The 25,960-nt window shown below is 67.3% G+C and carries 17 protein-coding genes; 10 read left to right on the top strand and 7 right to left on the bottom strand.

Annotation, left to right across the window (positions count from 1 at the left end):
- Nucleotides 1-84 precede the first annotated feature (84 nt).
- Entirely contained in the window at nt 85-1,290 is a 1,206-nt protein-coding gene (locus tag ST3T6A_RS0107720) for an FkbM family methyltransferase (RefSeq protein WP_019832340.1), read from the top strand.
- Nucleotides 1,291-1,397: 107 nt separating this feature from the next.
- On the opposite strand, the gene ST3T6A_RS0107715 is transcribed toward ST3T6A_RS0107720, so the two are convergent.
- On the bottom strand, nt 1,398-2,645 hold the full coding sequence (locus tag ST3T6A_RS0107715; protein WP_019832339.1) for a hypothetical protein: 1,248 nt from the start codon (nt 2,643-2,645) through the stop codon (nt 1,398-1,400).
- 346 nt (nt 2,646-2,991) lie between these two features.
- Here ST3T6A_RS0107715 and ST3T6A_RS0107710 point away from each other — a divergent pair, with 346 nt between their 5' ends.
- Nucleotides 2,992-5,835: a TonB-dependent receptor plug domain-containing protein gene (locus ST3T6A_RS0107710; protein ID WP_019832338.1), complete on the top strand. Its 2,844-nt coding sequence runs from the start codon at nt 2,992-2,994 to the stop codon at nt 5,833-5,835.
- A 91-nt stretch (nt 5,836-5,926) separates the two neighbouring features.
- Nucleotides 5,927-7,609 carry a tetratricopeptide repeat-containing sulfotransferase family protein gene (locus ST3T6A_RS19640; protein ID WP_083937399.1) on the top strand — a complete coding sequence of 561 codons (1,683 nt, stop codon included), beginning with the start codon at nt 5,927-5,929 and terminating at the stop codon, nt 7,607-7,609.
- Here the strand turns inward: ST3T6A_RS19640 and ST3T6A_RS0107700 are convergent.
- From ST3T6A_RS0107700 to ST3T6A_RS0107680, 5 genes are read right to left on the bottom strand one after another with little or no spacing between them, the layout of a single operon-like run.
- The gene (locus tag ST3T6A_RS0107700) at nt 7,606-8,733 is read right to left on the bottom strand and encodes an acyltransferase family protein (protein WP_019832336.1); all 1,128 of its coding nucleotides are present in this window, start codon (nt 8,731-8,733) and stop codon (nt 7,606-7,608) included. The genes ST3T6A_RS19640 and ST3T6A_RS0107700 overlap by 4 nt on opposite strands.
- A complete protein-coding gene (nagE, locus tag ST3T6A_RS0107695; protein ID WP_019832335.1) occupies nt 8,730-10,439 on the bottom strand; it encodes an N-acetylglucosamine-specific PTS transporter subunit IIBC in 1,710 nt (569 codons plus the stop codon). Before nagE ends, ST3T6A_RS0107700 begins: the two co-directional genes overlap by 4 nt.
- Nucleotides 10,436-12,895, bottom strand: coding sequence for a phosphoenolpyruvate--protein phosphotransferase (ptsP, locus tag ST3T6A_RS0107690; RefSeq protein ID WP_019832334.1), 2,460 nt, complete (start codon nt 12,893-12,895; stop codon nt 10,436-10,438). Before ptsP ends, nagE begins: the two co-directional genes overlap by 4 nt.
- Nucleotides 12,892-15,147, bottom strand: coding sequence for a family 20 glycosylhydrolase (locus tag ST3T6A_RS0107685; RefSeq protein ID WP_026359521.1), 2,256 nt, complete (start codon nt 15,145-15,147; stop codon nt 12,892-12,894). The genes ptsP and ST3T6A_RS0107685 overlap by 4 nt, the downstream gene beginning before the upstream one ends.
- Nucleotides 15,148-15,182: 35 nt before the next feature.
- On the bottom strand, nt 15,183-17,873 hold the full coding sequence (locus tag ST3T6A_RS0107680; protein ID WP_162140517.1) for a TonB-dependent receptor: 2,691 nt from the start codon (nt 17,871-17,873) through the stop codon (nt 15,183-15,185).
- 296 nt (nt 17,874-18,169) lie between these two features.
- On the opposite strand from ST3T6A_RS0107680, the gene ST3T6A_RS0107675 reads away from it, so the two are divergent.
- From ST3T6A_RS0107675 to ST3T6A_RS0107655, 5 genes are all read left to right on the top strand, one after another.
- Nucleotides 18,170-18,901: a GntR family transcriptional regulator gene (locus ST3T6A_RS0107675; protein ID WP_019832331.1), complete on the top strand. Its 732-nt coding sequence runs from the start codon at nt 18,170-18,172 to the stop codon at nt 18,899-18,901.
- Between the two features lie 30 nt (nt 18,902-18,931).
- A complete protein-coding gene (locus tag ST3T6A_RS0107670) occupies nt 18,932-19,981 on the top strand; it encodes an SIS domain-containing protein (protein ID WP_019832330.1) in 1,050 nt (349 codons plus the stop codon).
- Nucleotides 19,981-21,114, top strand: a complete 1,134-nt coding sequence (gene nagA / locus ST3T6A_RS0107665; protein ID WP_019832329.1) for an N-acetylglucosamine-6-phosphate deacetylase — start codon at nt 19,981-19,983, stop codon at nt 21,112-21,114. The genes ST3T6A_RS0107670 and nagA overlap by 1 nt, the downstream gene beginning before the upstream one ends.
- A gap of 23 nt (nt 21,115-21,137) precedes the next feature.
- Entirely contained in the window at nt 21,138-22,133 is a 996-nt protein-coding gene (locus ST3T6A_RS0107660; RefSeq protein ID WP_019832328.1) for a cupin-like domain-containing protein, read from the top strand.
- Nucleotides 22,134-22,195: 62 nt separating this feature from the next.
- Entirely contained in the window at nt 22,196-23,383 is a 1,188-nt protein-coding gene (locus tag ST3T6A_RS0107655; protein ID WP_019832327.1) for a bifunctional alpha/beta hydrolase/OsmC family protein, read from the top strand.
- Between the two features lie 39 nt (nt 23,384-23,422).
- On the opposite strand, the gene ST3T6A_RS0107650 is transcribed toward ST3T6A_RS0107655, so the two are convergent.
- Complete coding sequence (locus tag ST3T6A_RS0107650; RefSeq protein WP_019832326.1) at nt 23,423-23,644, bottom strand: response regulator transcription factor; 222 nt, start codon at nt 23,642-23,644, stop codon at nt 23,423-23,425.
- Nucleotides 23,645-24,148: 504 nt separating this feature from the next.
- Between ST3T6A_RS0107650 and ST3T6A_RS0107645 the strand changes: the two genes are divergently transcribed.
- Both ST3T6A_RS0107645 and ST3T6A_RS19635 read left to right on the top strand, forming a co-directional pair.
- The gene (locus tag ST3T6A_RS0107645; protein WP_019832325.1) at nt 24,149-24,397 is read left to right on the top strand and encodes a response regulator transcription factor; all 249 of its coding nucleotides are present in this window, start codon (nt 24,149-24,151) and stop codon (nt 24,395-24,397) included.
- A 12-nt stretch (nt 24,398-24,409) separates the two neighbouring features.
- Nucleotides 24,410-25,960 carry an undecaprenyl-phosphate glucose phosphotransferase gene (locus ST3T6A_RS19635; RefSeq protein WP_019832324.1) on the top strand — a complete coding sequence of 517 codons (1,551 nt, stop codon included), beginning with the start codon at nt 24,410-24,412 and terminating at the stop codon, nt 25,958-25,960.

Genomic DNA, 25,960 nt, shown 5'->3' with positions numbered 1-25,960 from the left:
AGCCCCCTTCTTCCCATGGCAGGCCGGCTTGACAGTTAAGAATGAGGTGTGATTGAGGGGGCCGAGAAAAGGTTAGGAATTTTGATGTTCAACCTCGCGCTGGGAACCCCCTCCTCGGACGAAGGCCGCTCCCGCATTGTCACGGACCCGAACAAGCTAGGACATGCGGTTTTCGGTCCTTACGAGTTTCTGCATCCTGGATCCTACATTGTAGAATTTCACATCGAACTCGCACAGAACACGTCCCTTAACGGGGACGCCAGGTGCGCAATTCTTGATGTCTCCCGCAATTTCGGCAATGAAATTCTGGTCGCTCAGGATATCCAGACGTCGGAACTCCAGAACGGGCGCACCAAGTTCGCGGTCGCGTTCGAGATCGCCGAGCCCAGCCGGATGGAATATCGCGTGTTCGTATCGGGCGAGGCTCCGCTCATCATCGACGAATATCGTCGCGTGATCCGGCTGGATGGCACCGCGCAAGAAGCGATCATGCAGCACGACTTCCCCGCTAATGACACCGGCAATGCCTTCTTCCGGGAACACAAGGCCTATTTCCGCTCGCTCTATGAAAACAACTTCGGCGTTCGCCTGGAAGGCGATGCCGTCGTCCTGTCGAAGGACGGGATGTCTTTCTTCGCGCGTTCGCGGGACGATCTCACCTTCATCGGGGAAATCCTCTTCGAGAACACCTATAATATCCTGTCGTCGAGAGACACCTGCCTCATCGACATCGGGATGAACATCGGCCTCGCGACGCTCAGCTTCGCAAGCAAGCCGGAGGTGAAGGAAGTCCACTCCTTCGAGCCCTTCCCCGAGACGTTCGAACGGGCCCGGAAAAACCTGGGCCTCAACCCGGCTCTGATGGCGAAGATTCACGCGTACAATATCGGGATTTCCGATCGCAACTGGTCGGGGGAAATCCTGGCGGCGACGACGAGCGATTCAGGCGCCCGATCGACCCTGAGCGTCGCCGGCGGCAGGCCGACCTTCATGGAACTGCGCGATGCCGGCGATACGCTGCGCCCGATCATCGAGAGCGCGCGCGCCAATGGCCGGAGCGTCGTCCTGAAGGTGGATTGCGAAGGATCGGAGTTCGCAATCTTCGAATCCCTCGATCGGGCGGGCCTGTTCGACAAGATCGACGGCTTCATGGTGGAATGGCACGCCATGTTCCCGGACAAGGACCAGCACAATCTGCTGAAGCCCCTGCGGGACAATCGCTTCGTCATTTTCGACCGGTCGCCCGCGCGCGGAAACGGGTTCTTCTACGCCGCCCGCCTGGCGAGCTGATTCCAGCGAAACGGCAAGCAAGAACGGCCTCGGGATCAGCATCCCGAGGCCGTTCCGCTATGCGTGCCGCCGATCACGCAGAGCGACAGTGGCGGGCATCCTTCCGATCAGAAGAAAGTCGACTCGCCCTTCCGCAGCACCAGCCCGATGACGCCCAGGGCGCGATCATCGCTCGTGCCGAATTTCACCTGCGCGATCTCATGGCCGAAGGAGACGATGTCGAACGCCAGCCGCTCGATATCGCCGCGCGTGAAGAGCGGCCCACCCTCGCGATGCGCCAACACCGAGGGCGCAGGATCGAAGGGAAGGACATGCACCGCCAGCCCGCCGATCTTCAATGGTCGCAGCGAGCCCTTGATGAACTGGATCACGTCCTGTTGCGATGCCAGCAGATCGACGGCGCCGGTGGACCAGCAGAAATCGAACTCCCCCAGGTCGTCCGGAACGGTCCAGTCATCCACCGCCTGAAAATCGACGGCTTCGTGGAACCGTTCGCTCGATCCGACATGGGCATATCGGAGATCGTCGATCGAAGTCAGGCGCTTCTTGCCCCGCACTTCCCCGGCATGGGCCGCCGCGACGACCCCGCAACCATCGGCCGCCAGTCGCGCAGGTAGAGGATCGGCCTCGATCATATATCCCAGCCCGCGCGCGCCGGACTGGACCACGCCATAGCTTTCCAGCACGCGATAGGCGTAGGCCAGCCGCCATTGACGCAGATCGCCTTCGCCATCGAGGCCGAGCGAGGCCGCCGCCTGCGCGAACGCCGCATCCTCGAACTGTCCGCGCGTGCAGACCTGAGAGACAGGCGCCGCCAGCGTCGCCGGGCCGTGTGCCGCCAGTTGGGAAGTAGGCCGCGCCACCTCGTGCCCGAAGGCGCTGTAGGAAGCCTTGACCTCCTCTTCAGCCGCGGGATCGTCGCTCGGCGTCACCTCGAGATGGATGTGGATGTCGTCGGCCGTCGCGTCAGTGGAGCCGTAGATCAGGCCTATGACGGCATAGAGCACGCCATTCTTGGTCTTGACCGAAAGCTGCATCTCGCCCGTGACGGCGAAATCCGCCAGCGGGATCATCGCCATCTTGACCGTGCGCCCGACCGCGCCGGGCGCCGTCGAGATCGCGCCGATCCGAACCGTCAGATTGCCTCGCGTCGCGGACAGATCGATGGGCCGCAGCGTGAAGACCGCCGTGCCCACGCCGCACGGGACATATTCGGTATGAAACGCATAGGCCGGATCACCCGGCGTCTCCTGCCCCCCCATCCCGACGATGCGGCTGGCAAGCGCAGGCATGAAGCCGCAGGGATCGAGCGTCCTCTCGCGGTTATCGGGTGACAGGAAATCCGTGGCGGTCAAAGGGCCTGCTCGTCATGTATAGCTTCAGAGCGTTGCAGATAAGGCAATTCACCCCCCGTGGCTAGCCGCGCGGGGTCTTCCAGACTGCATGCGCCAAGGCCGAACGTGCGGGCTCCGTTTTCGATGCAACAGATGCATCTGTGCGTAACATTAGGCGCCTTCGACGGCCTCAACATGACCTGTTTGCATTCCCGATTGCAACACATCGCAATGAAATTGCAGTTTGGATACAAACGCCGTTGCAATCTCCACGAGGGTTGCTCACCCTCTCCGCGACGGGGGCGACGACGGGGACAGAGCACCTGATCCGCGCGGCAAAAGCCCTTGCAAGACAAGGGGTGTTTTCATGAAACAGGCGTATTTCCTTGGTCACACCGGATTCGCAGCGCTGAGTCTCGCGCTCGTGGCCGGCCCCGCCCTCGCACAAACCGGTACGCCCGACGCGCCGTTGAGCGTGGCGCAGACCGGCACCGATGCCGCCTCCTCCGGCGAGATCATCGTCACCGGATCGCGCATCCGCCACAGCCCGCTGGACCAGCCCTCCCCCGTCACCTTCGTCGACCAGAAGGACATCGCGCGCACCGGCCTCAGCTCGATCGCCGACGTGCTGCAACGCCTGCCCGGATCGGCCGGCGGCCTCAACACGAAGAGCAACAATTCGGGCAACCTCGGCAATCCGCCGGACGGCGGCGGCGTCGGCGCGGGCGCGTCGGAGATCAACCTGCGCTATCTCGGCTCCAAGCGCACGCTGGTGCTGGTGGATTCGATGCGCTTCGTGAACGGTTCGTCGGCGTCGGGCATCCCGGCCTCGGTCGACCTCAACGCGATCCCGCAGGCCGCCATCGAGCGCGTCGAAGTGCTGAACGACGGCGCGTCGGCGATCTACGGTTCGGACGCGATCGGCGGCGTCGTGAACATCATCACCAAGACCAAGCAGGACGGCCTCGAAGCCAGCGCCCAGCACGGCATCTTCAAGGAAGGTGACGGCTTCACCCAGAATTACGACATCAGCTATGGCTTCGGCATCAAGAGCACTGGCACCGAGATCATCGTCGGCGGCAGCTATGTCAGCCAGAAGCCGGTGTTCGCCGGTGATCGCGCCTTCTCGGAATTTCCGGACCCGTTCCTGACCGAATGCAATTCGGGTTGCAGCTCGGCGACGCCGAACGGGCGCTTCCTCGTGCTGGGGCAGAACCTGACGGTCAAGGCCCCGATCTCGGGCATCCCGACGCTCGCCGACTATCGGGATTTCACCACGCCGGATCGCTATAATTTCCAGCCGACCAACTATCTGCTGACGCCCTACAAGCGCTATTCGGCGTTCGCGAACGTCGAGCAGCCGCTCGGCGAGGACATCAAGTTCAGCGGCAAGTTCTTCTTCAACCGGCGCCAGTCGGCCAACCAGGCGGCGCCGCTGCCGCTGTTCATCGGCCCGGATTCGGGCAACGGCAACCTGCTCGACAACATCACGATCGACGGCAGCAACCCGTACAACCCGTTCGGCACGCTGAGCGCCGCGCCGGGGGCGAGCAACTACAGCTTCGTCGCCCGCCGCCTCGTCGAGGGCGGCCCGCGCCATTACGACCAGCGCGTCGACAGCTATTACGGCACCGCGACGCTGAGCGGGAAATTCCAGTTCCTGTCGCATGACTGGTTCTGGGATGTGAACGGCATCTACGGCACCAGCCGCGCGCAGCAGTCGGTCAGCGGCAACGTCAACGCCGCGAAGGTGCAGCAGGCCCTCGGCCCGATCGCGGACTGCACCGATCCTTGCGTACCGCTCAACGTCTTCGGCGGCGCCGGCACGATCACGCCGGAGATGTACAACTTCATCGCCTTCACCCAGCATGACCGCTCGATGCAGCGCCTGTGGGACGGCACGGTCAACCTCACCGGCTCGCTGTTCGATCTTCCGGCGGGCCCGGTCGGCATCGCGCTCGGCTATGAGCATCGCGACCAGAAGGGCTCCTTCACGCCCGACCCGATCATCCAGGCGGGCCTCGGCGCCGACATCCCCGCCGCCGCCAGCGCCGGCCATATCAAGGCCGACGAAGTCTATGGCGAGCTGTCGGTCCCCGTCCTCAAGGACAAGCCCTTCTTCGAGATGCTGAACGCCTCGTTCGCGGCGCGCTATTCGCACTATTCGAGCAGCGGCTCGAAGGCGACGGTGAAGGCGGGCGCGGACTGGAAGCCGGTGCAGGATCTGCTGCTGCGCGGCACCTATGCGCAGGGCTTCCGGGCTCCGTCGATCGCGGAATCCTTCGGCTCGCCCTCGCGCTTCGACGATCCGGCGACCGATCCCTGCAACGGCGTGCAGACCGGCGTGTCGCCGGCCAATCTGGTGGCCAACTGCACCGCCAACGGCGTCACGCCGAACGGCAATTACGGCCAGAACAACGAGCAGTTGCCGGTCTACACCAGCGGCAACCCCGCTCTGAAGCCGGAAACCTCGCGGAGCTGGGTGGGCGGCGCCGTCTATTCGGCATCGTGGGCGAGCGCCTGGGCGCGAACGCTCACGCTGGAAGCGAGCTACTACCATATCAAGGTGAAGAACGCGATCGGCGCGGTCGATACCACCTCGCTGCTGGAGGCCTGCGAGGTCAACGGCGATCCGCTGAGCTGCTCGAAGATCCACCGCAGCGCCACCGGGCAGATCATCCGCATCGACGGCATCCTTCAGAACCTCTCCAGCCTGAAGACCGACGGGCTCGACATCAACTTCAACTATCGCTCGCCCGAAACGCCTTATGGCAGCTTCGGCTTCAACTGGCAGAACACCTTCACCTTCAGCTTCGATCAGATCCAGCCGACCACGGACGGCAACGTCGTCATCAAGCGCGTCGGCACGGAATCGGGCAGCCAGGCCTATCCGCGCTACAAGTCGACCGCGACGACCGACTGGACGCTGGGCCGCTTCACCGCGGCGCTGACGGGCCGCTATCTGAGCGGCGTGACCGAGAGCGGCGGCTCCAATCCCGGCCATACGCTCGGCCGCCGTCTCTACGGCGACCTGCTGCTGAGCTGGGATACGAAACTGGCGCATGACTCCGTCACCTTCTCGGTGGGCGTCAACAACATCGCCGGCACCGCGCCGCCGGCCTGCTACAGCTGCCAGCTCAGCAACTATGATCCGGCGGTGTATGATCTGCCGGGCCAGTTCTTCTATGCCCGCGTCGGCCTGAAGCTCTGACCCTGAGGGCCAGCCGCCGGCTTCGACCGGCGGCTGGCCGCTTTTCCCGACAGCCCTCGCGGCGGCGCCGATTTTCGCTATCGTGCGAGCCATGGCTGCGATGAAGATACAACAGGCCCGTGAGGCCATGCGGGCAGGCCGCCTCGATACCGCCGTCGCGACGGCGCGCGACGTGCTCTCCGCCGAGCCGGCATCCGTCGATGCCCTCGAAATCCTCTCCCTCGCCGCCCGGCAGAGGGGCGACACCGCAACCGCCGAACGCGAGCTGCGCCGGATCATCGCGATCGCGCCGGACGCCGGCTGGGCACGCGACGATCTCGCCCGCCTGCTGCTCGAAGCGGGCCGCTCGGCCGAAGCCGAAGCCGAAGCCCGCGCAACGGTGGCAGTGGCTCCCGCGAACGCCGACGCTCATGCGATGCTCGGCGCCTTCCTGTCCGGGCGGGAGGCGCTGGTCGAGGGCGCATGGCATCTCCGCACTGCCATCGCGCTCGCCGGGCGGCATCCGCAATTGCTGCTCAACCTCGCGCGCAACCTGATGCGGCAGGGCGCGCTGGAGGAAGCCTCGGCCCTGGCCGCCGAAGTGTCCCACGCCCAGCCCAACCTGCTCGCGGCCGCCGTGCTGACGGTCGAGATCGCAGAGCAGGCCGGTGACCTCGATGCCGCCCACCGCGCCATCGAACAGGCGAGCCGCCTCGCCACGCGAGAGGGGCGCGACGTGCTGCTGCTACGCGCTACGCTCCTGTCTCGCGACGCGCGCTGGACGGAAGCGTTGGCCCTGCTCGACCGGCAGCCGGCGATGAGCGGCGCCGCGCTGTTGCTCCGAGGCCGGTTGCGCGACCGGGCCGGACGCTACGAAGAAGCCTGGCGCGACTTCACCGCCGGCAAGGCGACACTCTCCGCCGCGTCGGGCCGGCGTTACGATGCGCAAGGCGTGGAGGCGCACTTCGCCCGGCTGGCCGCGATGCACCTCCCCGAAACGCCGCGCGTCGGGCGGCGCGATGGGCCGCAACCGCTCTTCATCCTCGGAATGCCGCGCTCAGGCACGACCATGACCGAGCAACTCCTCGCCAGCCATTCCCGTATCACGGCCGGAGGCGAACTGCCCTTCACCGCCGAGTTGCGCGACTTCGCCGGCCGGATGCTGGGCGACGGCCAGCCCTTCCCCCACGGCATGGGCAAGATCGCCGCGGCGGACCATCACCACGTCCCCGCCCTGCTCCGCGACTTCTATCTCGCCCGCGCGGATGTTTACAGCCTGAGGCAGGCCGGCCCGGCCTTCTTCACCGACAAGATGCCGCTCAACGAGATCTATTTGCCGCTGCTCCAACTCGCCTTCCAGGAGGCGCCGATGGTGGCGGTGCGGCGGCACCCGCTCGACATCCTCGTCTCGGTGATGGCGCACGACCTGACGCACGGCTTCGATTGCGGCTACCGGCTGGAGGATGCCGCGCACCAACTCGCCGCCGTATCCGCGTTGACGGGGGGCTATCGCGAGCGGCTGGGCCTCCCGCCCCACATCTTCGCCTATGAGCGTTTCATCGCCGATCAGGCGGGCGAGACGGAGCGGTTGATGGCCCATGTCGATCTGCCCGTGGAGCCCGCGCAGGCGAGTTTCCACGAGAGTCGCCGCCATGCGCCCACGCCCAGCTATGCGCAGGTCCGCGAGCCGCTGCACGATCGCTCGATCGGGCGATGGAAGAATTATCGGGCGCAGCTCACGCCGATCCTCCCCATCGTCGAGGCGGCGATGGAGGTCGGCGGCTACGAGACCTAGATCTTCAGATACCAGCCGCGCCGGTCCATCGCCGCGATCGGCCACCAGACCAGCGCCGTGAAGATCAGCACCGGCGCCAGCGCGGCGATCTGCGTGCCCGTCACGGGCGCAAGCTGGCGGAAGGGCCATTGCAGCGCATCCGACAGCAGGATGATCGACGCCACCTCGTGCAGCGCATAGGCGGCGATGGCGTTGCGCCCGAAGCTGCCGAGCAGACCGCCCCTGATCTCCGGCGCATCCCGCCGATCGCGGAAGCGATGGAGGCCTGCCAGCAGCAGCAGGGCGATGCCGGAAGTGAGCAGCACGAAGCTGCTCGTCCACAGATTCTTGGCGATCGGGAAGACCAGCCCCCAGACAAGCCCGCCCGCGATCATCGCCAAGGCCGCCAGCGCCATCCGCTTCGATGCCTCGCCCGTCGGCAGGGCGCGCCGCAGATAATCGCCCACCAGCGTGCCGATCAGCGCCTCCGCGATGGTCGGGATCGTGCTGAGCAGCCCTTCCGGGTCATAGCCGTCCGGCCCCTTCACGAAGCGCAGCGTGCCGAGCGCGGCGCGATCCGCCCAGGATGCGAAATTATGCCCCTGCACCCAGATGTCGGTCGGCAGCCCGTCGGGCGAAGGGATCAGGCAGAGCGGCCAGTAGAGCAACAACAGCACGCCCGCGATCCACGCCCGCATCCGTGGCGTCGTGATCGGATAGAGCAAAGCCGTCACGGCATAGACGATGCCGATCCGCTGCAACACGCCCGGCAGGCGCGGGTGATATTTGGCGCTCGTGTAGAGCCAGAACATGTTGGAGAGGAACAGCCCGAGCAGGATCAGCCGCCCGGCGCGCAGCAGGACGCGCTTCGTCTCCGGCGCCGTCCCGCGCGACGAGATCGCCACCGACACGCCCACCATCAGGATGAAGGCGGGGAAGATGCTGTCCGCGATGGTGAAGCCCGCCCAGTCGGCATGGAGCAGCAGCGGGAAGACCGGCCCGTCGCGCTTCTGCACGCCCGCGGTCGAGTTGACGATGATCATGCCGAGCACGGTCAGCCCGCGCAGCAGGTCGAGCGAGATCAGCCGCCTTCCGGCACGGTCGTGCGGGTGGCGCGGGCCGGTGGCTGTGGGCGCGTCGCTCATGCCGCGAGCGCCCGGCCGATCGGCTCCGCCCCGTCGAGCAGCAGATGGAGCGCGCCGTCCGCTGTCCGCGCCACGCCGCGCAGGCCGAGCCGGCGGAGCGCCGCCTCGTCTATCCGCGCGGGTTCGGCGAGGCGCAGCATCAGGCGGCTGGGATTGGCCGCGACGTCGAGGATATTCCCCCGCCCGCCGAGCGCCTCCAGCCACGGGGCGGCATCGGCTATCGGACCCTCCGCCAAGGAAACCATCCCGGCCGGAGCCGTCTTCGCCAGCCCGCCCGCCGCACCACGCATCTCATCGGCCACCATGTCGGCGATCGGGCCAAGCACCACCTGCAACGCCTCCGCCGAGGGGCGGACGAAGCCCTTGGCGCCCAGCGCCCTCAGCCGCGCCTCATCCGCCTTCGCCTGATCACGGACCACCAGCCTCAACCGCGTGGTGCAGGCGTCGATCGAGACGAGATTGCCCGCCCCGCCCAACGCCTCCACGAAGGCCGCGCCGCGCTCGACGGGCTGCCCAGCGCCCACCGTCGATACCGCCTCTTCCTCGCGACCCGGCGTGCGGATGTCGAAACGTGCGATGGCCCAGCGGAACACGCCATAATAGAGCGCGAAATAGGCCAACCCGATCGGCACCAGCAGCAGCGGCCGCGTCGCCTTGGGGAAGTTCAGCGCATAATCCAGCAGCCCGGCCGAGAAGGTGAAGCCCAGCTTCACGCCCAGCAGGTCCATCACCACCATCGCGAGGCCCGTCAGCAGCATGTGCAGGCCGTAGAGCACGGGCGCCAGGAACATGAAGCTGAACTCGATCGGCTCGGTCACGCCGGTCAGGAAGGCGGTCAGCGCCATGGAGAGCAGCAGGCCGCCCACGGCCTTGCGCCGCTCGGGCAGCGCCGCGCGGTACATGGCGAGGCAGGCAGCGGGCAGGCCGAACATCATCACCGGGAAGAAGCCCGACATGAAGGCCCCCGCCGTCGGATCGCCCGCGAAGAAGCGGTTGAGATCGCCGGTCGCGCCGTGGAAATCCCCGACGATGAACCAGGCGACATTGTTGAGGATGTGATGCAGCCCGGTGACGATCAGCAGCCGGTTGAGCACGCCATAGAGGAACAGCCCGAACACGCCCGAATGGATCACGCCGTAGCTCAATGCATCCATGCCGCCCGCGATGGCCGCATAGGCGAAGCCGACGACGGCGGCGAGCACCAGCCCCGCCAGCCCGCACACAATCGGCACGAAGCGTCGTCCGCCGAAGAAGGACAGATAATCCGGCAGCTTGATGCCCGACCAGCGATTATACGCGCTCCCCGCGATGACGCCGGAGAGGATGCCGATCGGCACCGACAGCTTGGCGACGGCCTTGGTGCGGAAGGCCTCCGTGGCGAGCGCCAGCGCATCGGCGGGGAGCCCCGCGCCCGTCTGCGGCGGCACAGTCAGCAGCGTCGCGGCGCCCCGGCTGGCGACGAGGAAGCACACGATCCCGGCGAGCCCCGCCGCGCCGTTGCCGTCCCGCGCAAAACCCACCGCGATGCCGACCGCGAAGAGCAGGCCGAGATTGTCGAACACCGCCCCGCCCGCTGCCGCGACGAAAGGGATGTTGAACAGATCGGGCTGGCCAAGGCGGAGCAGCAGGCCCGCGATCGGCAGCACGGCGATCGGCAGCATCAGCGCACGGCCGAGCACCTGGAGCGACTGGACTGAAACCTTCATGCCCCCATCTCCTCCACGAACCGGCGGGCGAGCGCCCGCACCGCGTCGGCTCCGTCCGCCGCCATCGCCTGATGGGCGAGGTCGCGGGCGGTCACACGGCTGATCCGCCGCACATGTTCCTTTGTCTCGGCAATGGCCGAGGGCGGCACGGAGAGTTCGGTGACGCCAAGCCCGATCAGGATCGGCACGGCCGGCGGATCGGCCGCCATGCCGCCGCACACGCCCGTCCAGCGGTCCTGCCTGCGGCCTCCCTCCACGGTGGCGGCGATCAGGCGGAGGACGGCGGGATGCAGCGCATCGAGCTGCGCCGCCACCGCCGGGTTGCCGCGATCCATCGCCAGCGCATATTGGCTGAGATCGTTGCTGCCGATCGAGAAGAAATCCGCCTCCACGGCCAGCGCATCGGCCAGCATCGCGGCGGCGGGCGTCTCGACCATGATGCCGAGCGACGGTGGCCGCTCCGCGATCCCCGCCAGCATCGTCTTCACGCGGCGGACTTCGGCGGGCTCCACCACCATCGGCAGCATGATCCGCACATCGCCCTTCACGCGCGCAAGCGCGCGGAGCTGCGTCTCCATCAGCGCCGGTTTCGCGAACCCGAGACGCAGGCCGCGCAGGCCGAGCGCCGGGTTCTCCTCCGCCGGCATGGGCAGATAGGGCGCCGGCTTGTCCGCGCCGATATCCAGCGTGCGGACGATCAAAGGCTTGCCCCCAAGGGCGTCGGCGATCGCCTGATAGGTGGCGTACTGTTCTTCCTCATCGGGCGGCGAGGGCCGGTCGAGGAAGAGAAATTCGGTCCGCAACAGGCCGCAACCCTCGGCTCCTGCTCTGGCCGCGGCGTGCGCCTCGTCAAGCGAACCGAGATTGGCGACGACCTCGATACGGACATCATCACGGGTGATGGCGAGATCGTGCGCCCGCGTCTCCGCTTCGGCGCGGAAGGTCGCTCGGCGGGCGGCATCGTCGCGCATCCGGGCGAGGTGCTCGGCCGGAGGATCGATGAAGAGCGTCACCGTGCCGGTGTCGAGCAGCAAGGTCGTGCCATCCGCGATCCGCGTGACGTCGTGCCCCAGCGCGGCCAGCATCGGAAGGCCGAGGCCGGCGGCGATGATCGCGACATGCGAGGTCGGCCCGCCGCCGGCGGTGGCGATGCCGGCGAGCTTGCGGCCTGCGAGCGCCATGAGCTGCGAGGGCAGCAATTCCTCCGCGACGAGGATCGCACCGGCCGGCGCCTCGACCGTCGCGGGCGCGCCATGGAGGGCGGCGAGCACGCGGCCCTCCAGATCGCGCAGATCATCGATCCGCTCGGCGAAGCGCCGGTCGCCCGTGCCTTCCAGCAACGCGATGAAGCCGCCGACGGCCTCACGCCAGGCGAAGCCCGCGCTCTGCCCGGCCGCAATGCAGCGCTCCGCCGCCGCGAGCAGCTCGGGATCGGCGAGGAAGGCCCGATGCGCCGCCGCGATCGACGCCGCCACGCTCTCCCCGGCCTCCGGCTCCGCGCGCAGGGTTGCAAGCGCTTCAGCCAGTGCGGTGCGCTCCTGCTCGACACCCTGCCCGCGCTCGACGAGCTCGAAGCGTTGGCGCGCCAATGTCCACGCCGGGCCGCTCGCCAGCCCCGGCGCCGCCGCGACACCGCGCAACTGATCGGGGAGCGGCGCCTCGGCCACCTGCTCCTCGACCGGTGCGGCAATGGCGAGGCCCTCGCCCATACCGCTCTCGATAAGCTCCGCAACGACCTGCGCAGCCCGCTCCGCCTCCGCACCGGTGGTACGCACCTGCAACCGCGCTCCGTGCGGCAGGGCCAGCGCCAGCATCGCAACCGGGCTCAGCGCAGAGGCCGTCCGTCCCTTGTCGGCTACGATCTCCACCACCGCATCGAAGCCGCGCGCGCAATCAGCGATCCGCGCGGCGGGGCGAGCGTGCAGTCCATGACGCAGCGGCAAGATCAACGTGCGCTCCACGGTCGGCCCGACTGCCCCTGTGGTCCGGCCTTCGCCCTCGCGCGGCACGAGATCGAACAGCGGTTCGCCGGCCGCAATCATCCGGCCGACAGCGGGCGCGGCCAAGGCGAACGCCTCGCCATTGGTGACGATGATCGGCGTGACGAGGCTCTTCGCCCGCCGCCCGACCGCATCCAGATCGAAACCGATCAGCGGATCGCCCACCGCGACCCGATCCCCCTCGGCCACATGCGCCGTGAAGCCCTCGCCGCCGAGCGCCACCGTCTCCAGCCCGATATGGATGAGCAACACCGCGCCCTCATCGCTCTCCAGCGTCACGGCGTGGCGCGCGGGGTGAAGCGTCGCGATCCGCCCCGATACCGGCGCGCGGACCAGCCCCTCCACCGGATCGATCGCGACCCCGTCGCCCAGCATCCGTTCGGCGAACACCGGGTCCGGCACGACGTCGAGGCCGGTCAGCCAGCCGGCCAGCGGGCTCGCCACCGCGAGGGTCATCGGTTCAGCGTCAATCGGTCGAGCAGCCACAGCGGGTCCGGTGCTTTCTGGGTGAAGGTCATGCAGAGATCGTGCGTGCCCTGAACGGCCGCGGCAAGCGGGCCGGAGAGTGTCGTCACGCCGTCCGAGCGGGCGGCGGGGGCAAGCGGGATGCTGGCGATGCGCGGGCCGTCGCAGCGATCCTGCCGCACTTCGAGCTCGCCGTCCGGCGTCTCGGGCGCGCGGAATTTCACCGAGGCGATGTCGGCGCCGAGCTGATAGTTGAACGGCACGCTCCCCACCTCGGCGCTGATCGAGCGCACGCCGTCGAGCGGGGCTTGCCGCCAGATCCAGCACGTCTGCATCGCATCGCCCCACAGGATGCGGCGCACGCCGTCAGTCGCGCCGTCATCCTCGATGCGATCCGGCAGCTTGTTGGAGCAGAGGTCCATGGCGGTCGCGGCCCGTGTGAAGGGGCTGGCGGCGTCGAAGCTAAAGCGCCGCGCGGTGCCCAGCGGTGCTCCGTCGAGGAAGGCCTGCGCCGCGATCCGGTTCGCGCCGGTGAAGGCGATCGGCCCGGCATAAAGCGGCGACTTCGCAGTCGGCGCGTTGCCGTCGGTCGTGTAGCGGACCTCCCCCATCGTGGCCGGCTGGACGAGCGTGATCGCGCCACCGTCGAGCTTCGCCTCCACATCGAGCGGCGTCCGGTCATAGGCCCAGCCGAGCTTCTGCCAGCGCGCCAGCTCCGGCTGGAGCCGCCTTATGAAGCCCGCCCAGTCGCGCGTGCCCGCAGGCGACCAGCCCAGCTCCGCCAGCACGGCGGCGCGGGGCCAGATCATGCGGTCGGCATAATCGGTGGTGCGGACCCGCTCGGTCCACAGATTGACCTGCACGCCGAGGATATGCCGCCGCTCATCGGCACTCAGCGAGGACGGCGCGGTGTCGAAATCGTAAAGCCGCTTCCAGCTCACGATCTCGCCGCGTCCGGGCGGCTCGTCGGGGGAATCGCTCTGCCGGTTGTCGAGATAGAAGACCGGCGCGGGCGCAAGCACCGTATCATGCCCGAGATGCGCCGCCTTGAGCGCTCCATCCATGCCGCGCCACGACATCACCATGGCATCCGCGGGCACGCTGCCGTCGAGGATCTCGTCCCAGCCGATCAGGCGGCGGCCATGCTTCTCCAGATAATCGCCCAGCCGGCCGGTGAACCAGCCTTGCAGCGCCTCCTCGTCCTTGAGGCCGAGCGCCTTGATGCGGGCCTGCGCGCGGGGATCGCCCTTCCACTGGCCCTTGGGCGCCTCATCGCCGCCGACATGGATGTAGGTGCCGGGGAACAGCGCCATCACCTCGTCGAGCACATTGTCGATGAAGGTGAAGGTGGAATCCTCCGTGTTGAGCAGATTGGGCAGGATGCCCCAGTCCGAACTCGGCGTCGTGGGCGGATTGGGGGTGGAGCCCAGCTCCGGATAGGCCGCGACCATCGCCGTCGCATGGCCCGGCATGTCGATCTCGGGGACGATCGTGATGTGCCGCGCCGCCGCATAGGCGACGATCCGGCGAATCTCGTCCTTGGTGTAGAAACCGCCATAGCGCACCGGTTGACCCGTCTTCGGATCGCGCCCCGCCGCGCCCGCGGGAGTACGCCATGCGCCCACCTCAGTCAGGCGGGGATAGCGGTCGATCGGGATGCGCCAGCCCTCGTCGTCGGTCAGGTGCCAGTGGAAGACGTTGAGCTTCGCCGCCGCCATCCGGTCGAGCAGTTGCTCGACATAGGCGGCCGGCTGGAAATGCCGCGCGCTGTCCAGCATCACGCCGCGCCAGGCGAAGGCCGGCTTGTCGTCGATACGGACGGCGGAGATGCGGCCGCCCTTCGCCGAAGCGACAAGCTGCCACAGCGTCTCCGCGCCGTAGAAGAGGCCGGCATCGCCGCTCGCCCGGATGGTGATCGCCTTGGGCGTCACTTCCAGCCGATAGGTCTCATCGCCGGCCACGGACGGATCGCGGAGGAAGCGCACCCCGCCCGACGTGCCGGCGCGGAACTTCGCCCCATGCCCCTTCGCGACGAGATCGAGGAAACGCCCCCGCGCCGCCACCGCGCCCTTGTCGGCGGGATCGGCGGAAAGGATGAGCCCCTCGCCTGCAAGCGCGTAGCTCCCCTCCCCCGCCACCACCGAGGCCGGCAGCGGCAGAAGCGGCGGCGTGGAGGCCGCCGCTGCGGCCCCCGTTGCAACCAGTGGAGCCAAGGCAGCGGCGAGACGCCAAGCCACTCGCATTCAAACCTCCCAGCCGTTCGTCGGCCGATCCTGCCTCAGAAGTTCAGCCGGGCGCCAGCATAGAAGGTGCGGCCATTATCGTAATAGGCGCGCGGCACCGCCTTGTTGCCGACGAAATAATAGAGCTTCGAGTTGGTGATGTTCTGCGCATCGAAGCTCAGGTCGACCTGCTTGGTGACGTGGATCAGCACCGATCCGTCGAGCTGGCCGAAATCGTCCTGCCACATCGGCGTCGAGCGATCGATGCCCGAGCGGAACTTGGAGCGGAAGCTGTAGGCCAGCCGCGCCGACACCCACTTGTCCTCGAAATAGCCGGTGACGTTGTAGGTGTGCTTGGAGTTGCCGTCGATCACGCGGCTGAAGCCGTCGGAGGCGACGACCGCGCTCTTCTTCTTCTTCGCGTCCGAATAGGTGTAGTTGGCGATGATGCCGAAGCCCCAGGCGATCGGCTGCTGCCAGTTCACCTCGACGCCCTTGTTGGTGCCGCCGCCGCCGTTCACCGGCGCGGTGACGAGGAAGTTCGCGCCGTCCGGATGCTGCTGCGTCTTGTAGAACTGCGTGGTGGTCTGGCTGGTGATGTAGCTCTTGATGTCGAGATCGAAGAGACCGATCGAGAACAGCGCCTGCGGGGCGTAATACCATTCCGCCGCGAGGTTGAACTGCCAGGCGCGATAGGGCTTCAGATGCGGGTTGCCGCCCGCCGTGCCGGTCAGCCCGAGGTCGTCGAGCGAGAAGGCGCCGGCAAGCTGCGCATAACCCGGCCGCGACATCACCTTGGCGGCGGCGCCGCGCACCAGCAGCTTCTCGTTGATGTTGTAGGTGAGGTTGGCGCTCGGCAGCACGTCCCAATATTTGCTGCCGTCGCGCACGGTGCCGTAGTCACCGAAGATCGAATGGACGTCGAGCGTCTCGGCGTTCGGCGAATATTGCGTCGTGGCGAGATCGGTGTGGACCGCGCGCACGCCGATATTGCCGCGCCAGTCCCGATCGTTGCCGACCTTGGCCATCGCGTAGACGGCGGCGTCCTTCTCCTTCACCGAGAAGCTCTGCGGCGGGTAGAAGCCGAACACCCGGCCGCCATTCTGCGACAGCAGCTCCAGCACCTTGTCGCGGTTGGCGAGCGCATAGGGTGGCGCGCCGGCGATGCCGTCCGAATAGTCTCCGGGCGTCATGTCGCCATCGTAGACCGAACCGAGGCCGATGGTGTTCGTGCCCGAGAAAAGCCCGTTGCCGGCCCACTGATAGGCATCATAGATGAGCGAGCGCTTGTGATCGGTGTAGCGCCCGCCGACCTTGATCGATTTCAGCCAGCCATTGTCGATGGCATATTCGGCATCGGCCTTGGCGTAGAACTCCCTGTCGGGGGAGACGATCTTGCCGCCCCAGCTCCAGTTGTAGAAATTGTCGAGATAGGCGGCCGAGCTGTTGTCGCTCGGCAGATCCGGGAAGCTCAGATTGGCGTGCTTGCCATCGAACGCATAGCTCATGCCCGTTCGCCAGTAGGTTTCCCACGCCTCGGTGTCGGAGGTGGCGCCCTTGCCCTTGGTGTAGCCGATCTCGCCGTCGAGCGTCAGCGCGTCGGTCGGCCGCCACTTGGCGTCGAAATTGGCGACCCAGGTGGAGCTGTAGGCCGTGCGGAAGATGTCGTCCTGCACCTTACCATAGACGGGCGCGCCGTTGGTGGCCGTATTCGCCCAGGTGGCGCCGGTCAGCACATTCTGGCCGCCGATATTCTTGATCGTATAATCGGTGAGCGCGTTGCCCTCGTCCTTGCTGATGTCGTCGAGGCCGGCGCTGGAATTCTGGCCAAGCAGGCGTGATGTCCACGCCATCGAGTTCACATTGGTATTGTTCGCATCCATCCGGGTGTAGAGGCCGGTGGCGGTCAGCTCCAGATTGTCGGTCGGCTTCCACTGCACGGCGATGTCGCCGCCCTTGCGGACGCGCTGCTGCGTGAAATAGGCGTTGCCGATCAGCGTGGGCGCCAGCACCGTCTGGCCGGTGTCGGCGAAATTATCGACCGTCTGGTAACCAAGGAACTCCTGACCGTCGCGGCGGAAGGCGCGCTTCTCGTAGAAGCCGGAGACGAGGACGCCGAACGTCTCGTCCTTGTTCTTCCAGCTCGCGACACCGGAGAATTGCGGCTCCCACTTGGCCGCGAGGTCGTTATAGGCGCCCTGCCCGGAGAGATGGATCGAACCCGCCGGCAGATCGAGCGGCATCCGGCTGTGGACGTTGATCGTGCCGCCGATGGCGCCTTCGGGAAGGTCCGCCTCGGCGCTCTTGTAGACCTCGAGCTGGCCGACGATTTCCGAGGGGAACATCGAGAAGTTGAAGCTGCGCCCGCCGTTCTGCTGGTCGAGCACGAACCAGTCGCCGGTGGCGACGCTATGCCCATCGAGCAGCGTGAGGTTGAGGTTGGGATCGGTGCCGCGGATCGAGACCGACTGGTTCTCGCCGAAGCCGCCGGCATTGGCCGAGCCCGTCACCACGTTCACGCCGGTCAGGCGGCCGAGCGAGTCGGCGACGTTCTTGTCCGGGAACTTGCCGATATCCTGCGCGGTGATGACTTCGGACACCATGTCCGACTTCTTTTTCTGGATAAGCGAAGCCTCGATCGATGCGCGCAGGCCGGTGACGACGATCTCTTCGCTGCCGGGCGTCGCGCTATCCGCGGCAGGAGCCGCCGCGGCGGAATCCGCATTGTCCGCGGCAGCAGACGGCATGGCCGTTGCGAGCGCGAGCAAGCTCGCCGATACCGTCCAAAGAGCTTTGGTTCCCCTGACCATGTTCGTCTCCCCTTCTTGCCGATGGAGACAAGGCCAATTCACGACCACGCCCCCACGATGCCGCCCTGGCCCACGTCAGAATTTGCTTCGATCGCGAGCGTTCGACGTAATAAGGAGACCATCGTCACGAGATTGCAATACCAAAAATGATTCCAATTCGAACTTTTTAGAAATTCGGTATTGTATTGGTATCTAACGTAATGCATGAAAACGAAACTAGGCGGGAGCAAGGCATGTTCGTGGAGCGGGTGGGAATGCTGAAGGGGGGCGACAGCGCGCCGCTCTATCTCCAGCTTCAGCGCGTGCTGCGCGATGCGATCGAGCGGCAGGTGCTCCAGCCCGACGAGGCGCTGCCCCCCGAGCGCGATCTGGCCGATGCCTATGGCGTGTCGCGCGTCACGGTGCGCAAGGCGCTGGACGGGCTGGTCGATGCCAGGCTCCTCACCCGCCGGCAAGGCGCTGGCACCTTCGTCGCCACCCGGGTCGAGAAGAATTTCGCGACCATCTCCTCCTTCACCGAGGACATGGAGAGCCGCGGCCGCCGCCCGTCGAGCGAATGGCTCAGCCGCTCCGAAGGCGTGGTGAGCCCCGAAGAGGCGATGGCGCTGGGGCTCAGTCCCGGCAGCGCGGTCTATCGCTTCTCGCGCATCCGCTTCGCCGATGATGTGTCGATGGCGCTCGAATATACGACGGTGCCGGCCACCTCGCTGCCCTCGCCCGATGCGGTGGGCACCTCGCTTTATGCCGCATTGGGAACGGCGCGGCCGGTGCGCGTGCTGCAACGCCTGCGCGCCGTGCTGTTCACCGCCGAACAGGCCGCCCTCCTGCATATCCCGGAGGGCTCGGCCGGGCTGCTGATCGAACGGCGGGGCTTCGCCGCCGACGGCCGTACCGTGGAATTCACGCGATCCTACTATCGGGGCGATTCCTATGACTTCGTGGCCGAACTCCAGGCCGCGCCCTAAGTGAACGCCTCAGACCACCGGAGTATCGAGTTGTCCGACCCCCTCGCGGCGCGCGCCGAAGCGACATTGATGCATCAGGAAGCTGGCGAGGCCGGAGCCGTCGTCCGCCGCCAGATCGAGCGCAACCGGCCTGCGATGAAGGCGCTGGGCGAGCGGTTGCGCGCGGACAGGCCCACCGTGGTGGCGACGCTGGCGCGCGGCAGTTCGGACAATGCCGCCACCTTCGGCCGCTACCTGATCGAGACCCATGCCGGCGTGCTGACCGGCTCGTCCTCGCCTTCGGTGGCGTCGGTCTATGATGCGGCCCCGGCGATGCAAGGGGCGGTGATGATCGCGCTCTCGCAGTCCGGCCGCAGCCCCGATCTGGTCGCTGCCGCCGAGGCCGCCAAGGCGCAGGGCGCGCTTGTGATCGCGCTGGTGAATGACGAGGCCTCTCCGCTCGCCGCTACAGCCGATGTTTTCCTGCCGCTCTGTGCAGGGCAAGAGAAGAGCGTCGCGGCCACCAAGTCCTTCGTGGCCTCCCTGTCGGCGCTGTTGCACCTCGTCGCGGAATGGACGGGTGATCCTTCGCTGACGGCTGCGCTGGAGGCGCTTCCCGACGCGCTCGACGAAGCATGGACGCTCGACTGGTCGGCGGCGCTGCCGGTGCTGAAGGAGGCCGCGAGCTTCTATGTCGTGGGTCGCGGCCATGGCTTCGGCATCGCGCAGGAGGCGGCGCTCAAGATCAAGGAAACCTGCGGCCTCCATGCCGAGGCGTTCAGCGCCGCCGAGGTCCGCCACGGGCCAATGGCGCTGGTGGAGCATGGCTTCCCGGTGCTGCTGCTCGGCCAGAAGGACGAGTCGCTGGAGAGTGTCACCGCGCTGGCGACCGAGTTCAGCGCACGCGACGCCGCACTGCTGACGGCGGGCCTGCCCGAGGGGACGCCGGGCCTTGCCCTCCCCGCGCTCGATGCCGATCCGCTGATCCAGCCGATCCTGCTGGTCGAGAGCTTCTATCGCTTCGCCAATCTCCTCGCGGTCGCGCGGGGGCGCGATCCGGATCGCCCGCCGCATCTCGCCAAGGTGACCGAGACGCTGTGATGGAGATCGCTCTCGTCAACGCCCGCGTGCTGCTGCCTCAGGGCCTGCGCGACGACCTCGCCGTCACGATCGCGGACGGGCGCATCCGCTCCGTCTCGTCCGAGCCGCCGGAGGGCGCCACGATCGTCGATTGCGGCGGCGACATGCTGCTGCCGGGCTTCATCGACACGCAGGTGAACGGCGGCGGCGGCGTGCTGTTCAACGACGCGCCCACCGTCGAGACCATCGCCACCATGGCGGCCGCGCACCGCCGCTACGGCACGACGGGGATGCTGCCGACGCTCATCAGCGACGACCTCTCGGTGGTGGAAGCCGGCATCGCTGCCGTGGACGCCGCGATCGAGCAGGGCGTGCCGGGCGTGCTCGGCATCCATATCGAGGGGCCGTTCCTGAGCTTCGCGCGGCGCGGCATCCACGACGCCGCGCGCCTGCGCAAGATCGACCGCGAGGCGATCCGCCTGCTCTCGTCCGCGAGGCATGGCCGCACGCTGGTGACGCTCGCGCCCGAATGCGTCGAGCCGGGCGATGTCGCCGCTTTGGCCGAGGCGGGCGTGGTCGTCGCGGCCGGGCATAGCGAGGCGGATTACGACACCGTCCGCCGCGCCATCGGCGAGGGGCTGACCGGCTTCACCCATCTCTTCAACGCGATGTCGCCGCTGGTGAACCGAGCGCCGGGGATGACCGGGGCGGCGCTGGAAGATGACGGCGTCACCGCCGGGCTGATCGTCGATGGGCACCATGTCCACCCGGCCGTCATCCGCATCGCCTTGAAGGCCAAGGGGCATGAGCGGCTGATGCTCGTCACCGACGCGATGGCGTTGACCGGCACCCAGGAGGATCATTTCATCCTGCAAGGCCGCCACATCCGGCGCGACGGCGACCGGCTGGTCGATGCGGCGGGCACGCTTGCCGGCTCGACCCTCACCATGAACGCGGCGGTGCGCAACATGATCGCCGAGACCGGCGTGGACCTGCGCCGCGCGGTGGCGATGGCGTCGTCCACGCCGGCCGCGTTCCTCGGCCTCTCGGAGCGGACCGGCACGATCGCGCCGGGCTTGTCGGCGGACCTCGTGCTGGTCGACAAGGACTGGCAGGTGAAGCGGAGCTGGATCGCGGGCCGGGAGGCGGCCTGACGGCGGCCGCCACAGGAGACGCCATGCGCCCGATACGCGAGATCGACGGCATCGACCGGGAGCGCTTTCGCGAGAAGATCCTGCCCTCCGCAAGGCCTGCGGTGCTGCGCGGGATCGCAGCGGATTGGCCGGCGGTGCGCGCCGCCAACGAGGCGGGCGGCGTCCCGGCCTATGTCGATCGGCTCGGCGGCAGCGCGGCTTGCGAGATGGTCGTCGGCGCGCCGGAGTTCGGCGGTCGCATCTTCTACAACGCCGACATGAGCGGCCTCAACTTCACGCGCGAGCGGGGCACGCTGCGGACACTCCTCGCCCGGCTCGCAGCCGTCGCAAACGAAGAGGCGCCGCCCGCGCTCGCCGTGCAGTCTCTGGCCAGCCGCGAGGCGGTGCCGGCCTTCGCCGCCGAGAACCGACTCGATCTGGTCGATCCGGCGATGGCGCCCCGCCTCTGGATCGGCAACCGAATCGTCGTCGCCACCCATCATGACCTGATGGAGAATATTGCCGTCGTGGTGGCAGGCCGGCGGCGCTTCACCCTCTTCCCGCCGGAGCAGGCGCCCAATCTCTATATCGGCCCGTTCGAGTTCACCCCCAACGGCGCGCCCGTCAGCCTCGCCGATCCCGAGGCGCCGGACCTGACGCGCTTCCCCCGTTTCGCCGCCGCGCTGGAGCAGGCGGAGACCGCCGAACTCGGCCCCGGCGACGCGATCTTCATCCCGTACATGTGGTGGCATCACGTCCGCTCGCTCGATGCCTTCAGCATGCTCGCGAACTATTGGTGGGAGGCGACGCCCAAGGCCCAGCCCGGCCTCGCGCCCATCGACGCGCTCGTTCATGCGAGCCTCGCGATCGGAGATCTGCCCGAGAGCCAGCGCGAGGCATGGCGCGCGCTGTTCGACCATGTCGTGTTCGACCGCGCGCAGGCGCATATCCCAGCCGAGCGGCGTGGCATCCGGGGCGAGCTTTCCGAGGCCGCCAAGGCGCGGCTCCGCAAGCAGATCGGCGCGCTGATGCTGCAATGAATTGCGCCCGCCCCTCGTTCCGGCGATAGGAGCCGCGAGGTCCAGAGCCGGGAGACGCATCGGTGAGCACGCGCAGCTTCGATTTCGACAGCGCATCGGGCTATCGCCTGTCAGGCCGGCTGGAAGCACCGGAGACGACGCCGGTCGGATGGGCGATCTTCGCCCACTGCTTCACCTGCGGGAAGGACAATATCGCGGCCACGCGGATCACCCGCGCGCTCGCCCAGAGGGGCATCGGCGTGCTGCGGTTCGACTTCGCCGGTCTCGGCGCCAGCGGCGGGCAGTTCGCGGACTTCGCTGCCGACGTTCGCGACCTCATCACGGCGGCGGACGCAATGGCCGCCGAGGGCAAGGCTCCGGCGCTCCTGATCGGCCACAGCATGGGGGGCGCCGCGGTGCTGGCCGCCGCGAATGAGCTTCCCACCGTGAAGGCCGTCGCCACCATCGGCGCGCCGGGGCATCTCCGGCATGTACTGCACCAGTTCGGCCCCGAGCAGATCGACAAGATCGAGCGGGAGCAGCAGGCCGACGTCCGGCTTGCCGGGCGCCCCTTCTCCGTGGGGCTCGGTTTTCTGGAGCAGTTGCGCCAGTTCGACCTGCCCGGCTGCATCGCCGAGCTGGGCCGCCCTCTGCTTGTCCTCCATGCCCCGCTCGACGAGACGGTGGGCATCGAGAATGCGCAGCAGATCTTCGGCGCTGCGAAGCACCCCAAGAGCTTCATCTCGCTCGACGATGCCGACCATCTGCTCACCCGGCGCAGCGACGCGGACTTCGCCGCCGGCGTGATCGCCGCCTGGGCGGCGCGTTACCTCCCGCCAATCCAGGCCGATGCGCCGGCCGAGGCGGTCGTCTCGGGCGCGGACGCGCGGACCACGGGCGCCGGCAAGTTCCAGCTCTCGGTGCGCGTCGGCCCGCTCACCATCATCGCCGACGAGCCGGAGAGTCTCGGCGGCATGGGCAGCGGCCCCAACCCCTATGATCTGCTGAGCGCCGGCCTCGCCGCCTGCACGTCGATGACCGTGAAGCTGGTCGCCGACCACAAGGGCTTCCCGCTGGAGCATGTCCGCACGCGCGTCGAGCACGAGAAGATCGAGGGCGCGACCCCGGCGGACCTGTTCACGCGCACTATCTCGTTCGAAGGCCATCTCGACGCCGAGCAGGAAGCGAAGCTGCTCGACATCGCCAACCGCTGCCCCGTCCACAAGACGCTCTCGGGCGGATCACGGGTGGAGACGAAGTACGAGCCCTGAGGGGAATCCCCCTCCTGCCGATCGCCCGGCTTCGCCTCGCTAAGGCAGAATGCCGTTGGAAAGGGCGAAGGCGATCATGTGGGATCGGTTCTTGGTGCGCGTCTTCAGGCGGATATGATCGATGTGCCGATCGACCGTTCTCGGGGCGATCTCGAGCATTCTTCCGATTTCCTTCGCCGAAAGCCCGCTCGACACGAGTCGAAGCACCTCGGTTTCCCGCGGCGTGAGCCAGTCGTTCGTAAAATCATGCTCGTCGGGCATCGGCCCCTCCGTCCAGACAGGACCCTCGGCCTAAAGCTACACTACACGCATGACGCGACAGGATACCCATTCAGTCGATCGCACTCGATCGCGCTGACAATTTCTCCCTATCATGCCGGTTATCATCGGCCAATCGACCATATCCTTCTCCCTGTCGCCTTTTCGGGACAGTTTTCACCGGATGTCGGAGAGTTTTACACTTCCCATCCGGATCGCGACTCTACCCTCCCATCCCCTCGAAATGCCCGTTGGGACTACCCCCTCCAAGCCTGGCCAAAATGGCACAGGTGCCGGAACGAAGGACTTTCCTTTCGCATCTGCGTCGTGCTTAGTTTGGCTTGTCAGTAGGGCACCTTTCTCTGTTGAGGCGCTGAAATTTCGCGCTGCGAGAAGGATTTACCTGTGCTCCAGGGTAGCGGTCGTGCGTAGCGCCGGGGCGAATCCCTTGTCGGGATGATGTTTTGCAACAGTTTCGGGAACGAATCGTTCCCATGGGGGCAAACGATGCACAGCACTGATTTTCATCTCACCAGTCGTGAACTGGCGGTCGTCCATCTTGTCGCGCGGGGGCTGTCCGCGGTGGAGGTCGCCAAGGAATTGCAGATCGCGCGCTGCACGGTCGAGCGGCATGTCGAGAATGTCCGCCTGAAGACGCGCACCCGCAATCGGGTCCACATGATCGCTTATGTGATCAAGCAGGGGATGCTCTGGCACGACGAGACGGAGCGGACGCCCGAACTCGTGGCCCATTGAGAGTGTCCCGCGATGGACTCCCCGTCTGCCGCGCCCGATGTGCTGGACCGATCGGAAGCGGACGAAATCCCGCCTTCTGATCGGGCCGGGCACAGGCTCGCCATCGAGGCGGCGCCGCAGATCCACGCCGGTTTCCTCTCGCGCCACCGGACACGATTGCCGCTCATGCTGGCATCGTTCGTCACGCGGGTGCTGGACGGGCTGGCGATCATCCTGGCCGGCTGGGTGCTGATCCACTGGCAGATGGATGCGCAGATCGCGGGCCATGCACGCGAAGCGTTCCGCATGGCCGTGTTCGGCGCGGCATTCTTCATCGTGCTGGGCGAGATCAGCGGCGCCTATCAGCATGACGCCATCCTGTCGCGACGGCGCTGCTGGTCGCCTCTGATGAGCGCCGCGACCGCCACGACGCTCTTCCTGCTCGCCTTCGACCTCGCGACCGGACCCGCCGCCGGGGATCATCGCCGCGCGATCCTGGTCGGCTGCGGACTGGGGGCCGGGGCGGTCGTCTGCGCGCGCCTCGCCCTGCTGTCGGTGCTGGCGCACCTGCGCCGGGCGGGCATCTTCAACAAGCGCACCGCGATTTTCGGCACGGGCAAGCAGGCGGTCGATCTCGCCCGCTATGTCATGAGCCACGACATGCTGGCCGTCTCGCTCGTCGGCTTCTTCGACGACCGGGCGCAGCTACGCGCCGCGCAGGAGGCGCTGCCCCTCGCCCATCTCGGCGGAATGCCCGAGCTGATGCGCTCGATCCGCGCCGGCCTGATCGACAAGGTGATCATCGCCATGCCGTGGGCGGCCGAATCCCGCCTCCAGTCGATCATGGAAGCGCTGGGGACGACGCCGGTCGAAATCCGCCTCGCGCCTGAATGGGCCGCCTATGCCTGGGGCGGGCGGCCGATGATCCTGCTCGGCGGGCTGCCCGTCCTGACGCTTCTGGAAACGCCGCTGTCCGGCTGGAAGCTGTTCGTGAAGGCGGTGGAGGACCGGGTGCTGTCGCTGATCGCGGTGATCCTGCTCTCCCCCGTGCTGCTGGCGGCGGCGATCGCGATCAAGCTCGATTCGCCCGGCCCCGTCCTCTTCCGGCAGATGCGGGAGGGCTATAACTGCCAGCCTTTCCCGATCCTCAAATTCCGCACCATGTATGCCGATCGATGCCACAAGGGCGGCGACATGGTGCAGACGACACGCTGCGATCCGCGCGTGACGCGGGTGGGCGCTTTCCTGCGCCGGACGAGCATCGACGAGCTGCCGCAGCTCTTCAACGTGCTGTCGGGCGCGATGTCGCTGGTCGGCCCGCGTCCGCACGCTGCCTCCACCCGCGCCGGCGGCAAGCTCTTCGCGGAGATCCGCGCCTCCTACGCCACGCGCCACAATGTGAAGCCGGGGCTGACCGGCTGGGCGCAGGTCTGCGGCTGGCGCGGCGAGACGACGTCGGAGGAGATGCTGATCCAGCGCCTCCAGCACGATCTCTATTATGTCGAGCACTGTTCGCTGCTGTTCGATCTCTATATATTGGCGCGGACGGTGGTGATCGTCCTCTTCCAGCGCTCGGCCTATTGA

The sequence above is a fragment of the Sphingomonas sp. PR090111-T3T-6A genome, assembly GCF_000383095.1.
Lineage (GTDB): Bacteria > Pseudomonadota > Alphaproteobacteria > Sphingomonadales > Sphingomonadaceae > Solisphingomonas.
This window is presented reverse-complemented; position numbering and strand designations above follow the sequence as displayed.

Bases quoted from the DNA above. Each gene is read 5' to 3' on its own strand.
- ST3T6A_RS0107720 (WP_019832340.1), top strand. From the start codon at position 85: ATGTTCAACCTCGCGCTGGGAACCCCCTCCTCGGACGAAGGCCGCTCC.
- ST3T6A_RS0107710 (WP_019832338.1), top strand. From the start codon at position 2,992: ATGAAACAGGCGTATTTCCTTGGTCACACCGGATTCGCAGCGCTGAGT.
- ST3T6A_RS19640 (WP_083937399.1), top strand. From the start codon at position 5,927: ATGGCTGCGATGAAGATACAACAGGCCCGTGAGGCCATGCGGGCAGGC.
- ST3T6A_RS0107700 (WP_019832336.1), bottom strand. From the start codon at position 8,733: ATGAGCGACGCGCCCACAGCCACCGGCCCGCGCCACCCGCACGACCGT.
- nagE (WP_019832335.1), bottom strand. From the start codon at position 10,439: ATGAAGGTTTCAGTCCAGTCGCTCCAGGTGCTCGGCCGTGCGCTGATG.
- ptsP (WP_019832334.1), bottom strand. From the start codon at position 12,895: ATGACCCTCGCGGTGGCGAGCCCGCTGGCCGGCTGGCTGACCGGCCTC.
- ST3T6A_RS0107685 (WP_026359521.1), bottom strand. From the start codon at position 15,147: ATGCGAGTGGCTTGGCGTCTCGCCGCTGCCTTGGCTCCACTGGTTGCA.
- ST3T6A_RS0107680 (WP_162140517.1), bottom strand. From the start codon at position 17,873: ATGCCGTCTGCTGCCGCGGACAATGCGGATTCCGCCGCGGCGGCTCCT.
- ST3T6A_RS0107675 (WP_019832331.1), top strand. From the start codon at position 18,170: ATGTTCGTGGAGCGGGTGGGAATGCTGAAGGGGGGCGACAGCGCGCCG.
- nagA (WP_019832329.1), top strand. From the start codon at position 19,981: ATGGAGATCGCTCTCGTCAACGCCCGCGTGCTGCTGCCTCAGGGCCTG.
- ST3T6A_RS0107660 (WP_019832328.1), top strand. From the start codon at position 21,138: ATGCGCCCGATACGCGAGATCGACGGCATCGACCGGGAGCGCTTTCGC.
- ST3T6A_RS0107650 (WP_019832326.1), bottom strand. From the start codon at position 23,644: ATGCCCGACGAGCATGATTTTACGAACGACTGGCTCACGCCGCGGGAA.
- ST3T6A_RS0107645 (WP_019832325.1), top strand. From the start codon at position 24,149: ATGCACAGCACTGATTTTCATCTCACCAGTCGTGAACTGGCGGTCGTC.
- ST3T6A_RS19635 (WP_019832324.1), top strand. From the start codon at position 24,410: ATGGACTCCCCGTCTGCCGCGCCCGATGTGCTGGACCGATCGGAAGCG.